This is a genomic window from Burkholderia sp. Ac-20379 (assembly GCF_017104645.1).
In the GTDB taxonomy this organism is placed as follows: domain Bacteria; phylum Pseudomonadota; class Gammaproteobacteria; order Burkholderiales; family Burkholderiaceae; genus Burkholderia.
This window is the reverse complement of record NZ_JAAGPF010000433.1, coordinates 1-5,144: the sequence shown is the minus strand read 5'-3', so window position 1 is coordinate 5,144 and position 5,144 is coordinate 1. Positions and strand designations below refer to the sequence as shown.

Below are 5,144 nucleotides of genomic sequence, written 5' to 3'. Positions count from 1 at the left end.
TTCGGCCCCGGCGCGCGCGCCGGGGCCGCGCCGGCAGCCGGGAGCCACGCCCCCGGGCCGGCGCCGTCGATGCCGACGGTCACGGTCATGCGTGCTCCGATCAGGTCGACGGCGGCAGCGCGATGCGCAGCGTGGTGGCCGTCGGCTTGGCCGGCGGCGTCTGCTGACGATGCGCCCAGACCTTCTCCAGCGCGCCCCAGGCGATGTCGTACACCGAATCGCCCTTCGCGAACGCGAGCGTTTCGAACGACGTGCCGTCCGGCGAGGTCAGCGGCACCATGTTGCCTTCGGCGTCGTAGTCGTACAGCTTCATCGTGCCGCTGGTCGGGTAGAGCTGCGAGGCCGAGATCGGCACCGCGCAGCCGCCGAAGGTCTTGCAGAGGTTGTCGGCCGGCGCGCTGTACAACGTCGGCGCGCCGCAGCCGCCGCCGATCTTGGCGGCCGATTGCACGCTCGACGATTGCGAGCAGTTGCCGCCGCCCGTGACCGGCTGCACGAAGCCGCAGCCGCCTTGCGTGGCGCACAGGTTCGAGCCCTTGCAGCTGTGATACACGGCGTGCGCCGCGCAATCGCCGCCGGTGGCGTCGAGCGACAGCGACTGGCAGGCGTGCATCGCGTCCTTGTCGTCGCCCGCTTGCGGCGGGTTCGGCGCGCGCAGCGTCGGCGCTTCGCCGTACACGGCCCAGTAGAGCGCCATGCGGTCGCCCGAGCCCACCATCGACGGGAACGGGAACGCCACCGTCGAATCCTCCCACGACGCGCTGAGCACGGTGGTGATGCCGGCCAGCGCGCCCTTGACGACGTTGTCGAGTTCGGCGCGCGGCGTGCCGAGCTTGAGGTCGTTCAGCGCGGTGGCCACATCCGCCGGCTTCGGGATGTTCGGGTTCGCGCCGGCTTCGCTCCAGCTCGGCGTGGTCAGCATCGCGGCCGTCCATTCGTGGCCGCTGGCGTGCCAGTGCGTCCAGGTTTCGAGGTGCTGCACGTAGGCGGCGATCTGCTCGAAGCGCTCGTGGTGGTCGAAGCCGCCGTTGTCGGCGCGGGCCGTGGCGTCGTCGCTTTGCGAGGCTTGCGCGCCGGTATCGGTGTAGCTCGGGTAATCCTGTTCGAGCGCGTCCTTGCTCGGCTGGAAGCGCGGCAGCACGCTCTTGAGCGTCAGCAGGTTCGACGCGTCGTTCAGGCGCGCCGTGTCCTGCACCATCGCCACGAACGTGTTCACCGTCGGCCAGTCGATGCCGCCTTCGCCCTGATCGCAGATCGCCCACATCATGCCGATCGCCTGCAGGTGCGCCTGGGCCGGATCGGTGGTGGTCAGCATCGGCGTGACGCCCGGGTATTCGGCCATCGGGTGCTTGGCCGGCACGGTGTAGTTGAACAGGTCACGCTGGCCGACCGGCTGATCCGAAACGCCGGTGCGCACCAGCATCTTCTCGAACAGCGTGACGTTGTCGTCGTAGCGGATCGTCGTGTACTGGAGCAGGCAGTAGTACATCCAGCCGATCGTGCCGAACAACGGCAGGTCGGTTTCCGTCTTTTGCGCCGTCCAGTTGGCGAACGGCACGGTCGGGAAGTACTTGCCTTGCGCGTCGGGGTTGATCTTCTCGAGCGCCGTGTCGTGGTTCTGCTCGATGATCTCGAACAGCGTGACCTGATCGGCCGTCAGCGCCGCCAGATTCACGGCCAGCTTGCGGCCCGGCACGCCTTCGTTGATGTCGGTCAGGTCGAGGATATGCGGGATGACCGTCTGGTTCGGGCCGTAGCAGATCCAGTTGTGTTCGGCGTCCTGCAGCGCGGCGCTGTTGAAGTTCGGCGTGACGCCAAGCGCCGCCGACAGGTTCGCGGCCATCTGCAGGTGCAGCATCTCGTCGATGAACACCGAGAACACCAGGTTGTAGGCCTTCTGGTTCGCGACGGCGGTATCGGTATCCGGGCCCGGCGGAATCTGGCCGATCGAGCGGCCCGGCCAGACGCGGCCCTTGTAATAATCGATGTCCTTCGAATTGATCGCGTGCGTGCCCTGGATCGATTTCATCGCGCACATGTAGAGCGGGATGGTGAACAGTTCGACGTTCACCGCGGCCTGCAGCAGCGCGGTCAGCGCGGCCTTGTCGGCGTCGAGCTGATCGAGCGGGCGGCCGACGATCTGGGAGGGATGATCGGGAATCAGACCCGAAACGGAATGCGCCGTGGTCATTGCCTACCTCTGTGGGGATTTTCCGCGTTAACCCTTGAACGGGAACGTCGGATTGCTTTTATAAAGGCCGGATTGCTGCGTGGACGAATTCATCCGTAAAACCTCGCGCAGCGGGGGATTTTCAATTCATGTGGCCCCGTGAATTGAAACACCCGAACATGACTGCCGTGTTACTCGATGCATACCCAGCATCGCGGCGCAAGCCTACACCGTCAAAAAGCGGCGTCACAAGCGATTTTTATGAAGCAATCATTTTGTTATGAAAAAGATAATGCCATGGGGCCTATTTATTTTAATCGTCGCCCGGCAATGAATTTTGCATTGCCGCCATGGTTTTTATTGTGCATCGCGAAAATCGATCGCGCGAAAACGTTTGGCGCTCTGAAAACCGGCGCAATACTGCATCGGCGCGATTCGATCGCCGGGTTCCGGGCGCGGCGAGCGCGGGGGCAGGGGCGGCTTGCCGCACCGGGAACCCGATCGATCAGGCCTTGCGGATCACCTGCTCGTTCTTCACCAGCATCGGTACGACCGTGCTGTAGTACGGCCAGATGAACGGGCCACCGGCCCCTTGGTTCAGGTCCTGATGAATCGACGTATAGCCTTCGATCGCGGGCGGCGCGGCGTTATCGATCACCAGCAGCGTGATCGCGGTGATCGGCTTTTTGCCGGCTTCGTTGGTCTTCCACGTCATGTAGATGAATTTCCCGCCCGCGCCGGCCTTCAGATCTTGCGGGTTCCATTCCCAACCCGCCGGCGCGCTGGACTGGGCCTGATCGAAGGCCACGAAATTCAGCGACGTGACCGGGTTGTCTTCGCCGAGTTGATAGCCGAGATAGATGAATTCGCCACCCACGCCGGTATTCGTGTCGGTCGTGACGAAATCCCAGGAACGCTGGTATTGCGGGCCCGGGTTCTTGCCTGCTTGCACCGTCAAAGCATTAATCGGAGTGGCCATTTTTAATTCCTCTCGAAGAGTGAGTTGAGAGGTTATTGTATTAACAATCCTGCAAATATCAATCTCGGTTCTTTTCGTTTTATTTGGCTGTCCCGGCATTACGGGACTCGGTGTAATTAATCGAAAAATTTGAAATTATCGATCCGGAGATAATATTTTCGATAATCAATGGCACAGTGCCGTCGAACTGAGCCGCAACGCTTCCGCGATATCGCCGGGCCGCGCCGGCAGCGGGCCGTAGGCATCGGCGAATGCATCGCCGCCGAAACCGGGCGAGGGCGACGAATCGGCATGCAGCGTCAGCGTGCCGGCCAGCAGCGCGAGCGCCACGCCCGCCATCGGCCACCAGCGTGCGGCGCGCGGCGGGCGCGGGGCGCTGGCGTGTTCGTCGTCATGTCGGTGCTGCATCGTCGGGCGTCCGCAGGATGGAGTGAAAGGCCTCGCGCGAGCGTCGCCGATCGATGCGATGGCGTCGCGCGGCGCGCTGCGACGGCACACGCAACGCCATGCGCCGAGCCGGCCGATTCTAGTCACGCAGGCGCACCGGTTCCAACCAACGACCGGCGCTAAGCTTAGCGCCGCCCACGCATGTGAATAGCTGAAATGGTGCTTTGACAGCCGATTCCGGGCGCTTCTAGCATTCGGCTTTTCCGAACCTTTCGGAATCCTCCTCATCCTCGTTCCCGGGAATTCGCCATGCTCCGCCGATCCTCCGCTACCGCCGCCTTCCTCAAACGCGTGCTGTCGCGCCGCACGCCGCTCGCGCTGGCCGCCACGGCCGCGCTCGGCGCGGTGGCGGCCGCGACCGCATTCGCGGCGTCCGGCCCGGCCGATTCGAAACCGGCGCTGACCTCGATCACGCTGCAGCTCGATCCGATCACCGCGATCGCGCAGGACAAGGGCTTCCTGAAGGCCGAATACGCGAAGATCGGCGTGAAGCAGGTCACGCTGGTGGCGCCCGGCACGGCGCAGATGATCGGCGCGGAAGCGGCGCAACTGAACGGCGGCGGCATCGCGGTGGCGCAGCGCATGATCTATCCGGCCGTGGTGCACCGGGCCAACGGGCTCGACGCGGTGATCGTCTGGGAATCGCAGCCGTCCGACAAATTCCGCACGCCGATCCTCGCGCGCGCCGACAACGACAAGATCAACAGCATCAAGGATCTCGATGGCAAGAAGTTCGCCAGCAGCCGCGTGAGTTGCTACTGGACGGCGCCGTTCGAGGCGCTGACCAAGGCCGGGCTGCCGCTCGACAGCCGCACCGCGCAGGGCCGCATCCGCTATCAATCGATCGATTCGACCACGGTGGTGACGGCGGCGCTGCTGAGCGGCGCGATCGACGCCACCGCCATGCACCTCGGCACCTCGAACGCCGCCGCGCTGTATCTGGCGCATCAGGTCAAGGTGGTGGGCCGCTCGCCCGATCATGGCGAATACGTGGACGGCGCGGGCCGCGTGTCGTATTTCGCGATGCGCTCGTTCGCCGATCAATATCCGCAGGCGATCCGCGCGTTCCTGAGCGCGGTGCAGCAGGCCCGCACCTGGGCGCTCGCGCATCCCGACGACGCCGCGCAGATCGTCGCGCGCGACACCCGCGTGCCGGTGGACATCGCGCGCTTCCAGATCACCGATCCGTCGCAGTTCTTCTTCATGGCGGGCGAGCCGAACGCGAACAACGTGCGCTCGACGATCAAGCGCTTCCAGGCCTGGTACGTCGCGCACGGCGACGACATCCTGACCGAGCGCCATCTGAGCGATCCGCAAATCGACGCGCTGGTCGACGACCGCTTCTTCGCGGGCGGCACGTACTCGATCTACCAGTGAGCCGGCCGGCTCGCCACGCGGAGGACATCATGACGAATGCGACGACGCGGCAGCAGGCGCACGCGGGGCTGGCCGGGGCAGTGCGGCGCGATCCGCCTCGGGCGGCCCACGGCGACGCGCACGGTCGGCAGGACGCGGCGGCACAGGGCAGCGCCCGCATCGCCGCTGGCC

4 protein-coding genes are annotated in these 5,144 nt (G+C 65.1%); 1 reads left to right on the top strand and 3 read right to left on the bottom strand.

Going from position 1 to position 5,144, the window contains the following annotated elements; genetic code table 11:
- Window positions 1-100: 100 nt before the first annotated feature.
- The 3 genes from G3N92_RS30785 to G3N92_RS30775 all read right to left on the bottom strand — a co-directional run bounded on the left by G3N92_RS30785 (window position 101) and on the right by G3N92_RS30775 (window position 3,557).
- Window positions 101-2,191, bottom strand: a complete 2,091-nt coding sequence (locus tag G3N92_RS30785) for a ferritin-like domain-containing protein (RefSeq protein WP_206131325.1) — start codon at window positions 2,189-2,191, stop codon at window positions 101-103.
- Between the two features lie 484 nt (window positions 2,192-2,675).
- Complete coding sequence (locus tag G3N92_RS30780; RefSeq protein ID WP_206131324.1) at window positions 2,676-3,149, bottom strand: hypothetical protein; 474 nt, start codon at window positions 3,147-3,149, stop codon at window positions 2,676-2,678.
- A gap of 165 nt (window positions 3,150-3,314) precedes the next feature.
- On the bottom strand, window positions 3,315-3,557 hold the full coding sequence (locus tag G3N92_RS30775; protein WP_206131323.1) for a hypothetical protein: 243 nt from the start codon (window positions 3,555-3,557) through the stop codon (window positions 3,315-3,317).
- 288 nt (window positions 3,558-3,845) lie between these two features.
- Between G3N92_RS30775 and G3N92_RS30770 the strand changes: the two genes are divergently transcribed.
- Window positions 3,846-4,973: an ABC transporter substrate-binding protein gene (locus G3N92_RS30770; protein ID WP_206131322.1), complete on the top strand. Its 1,128-nt coding sequence runs from the start codon at window positions 3,846-3,848 to the stop codon at window positions 4,971-4,973.
- Window positions 4,974-5,144: the final 171 nt, after the last annotated feature.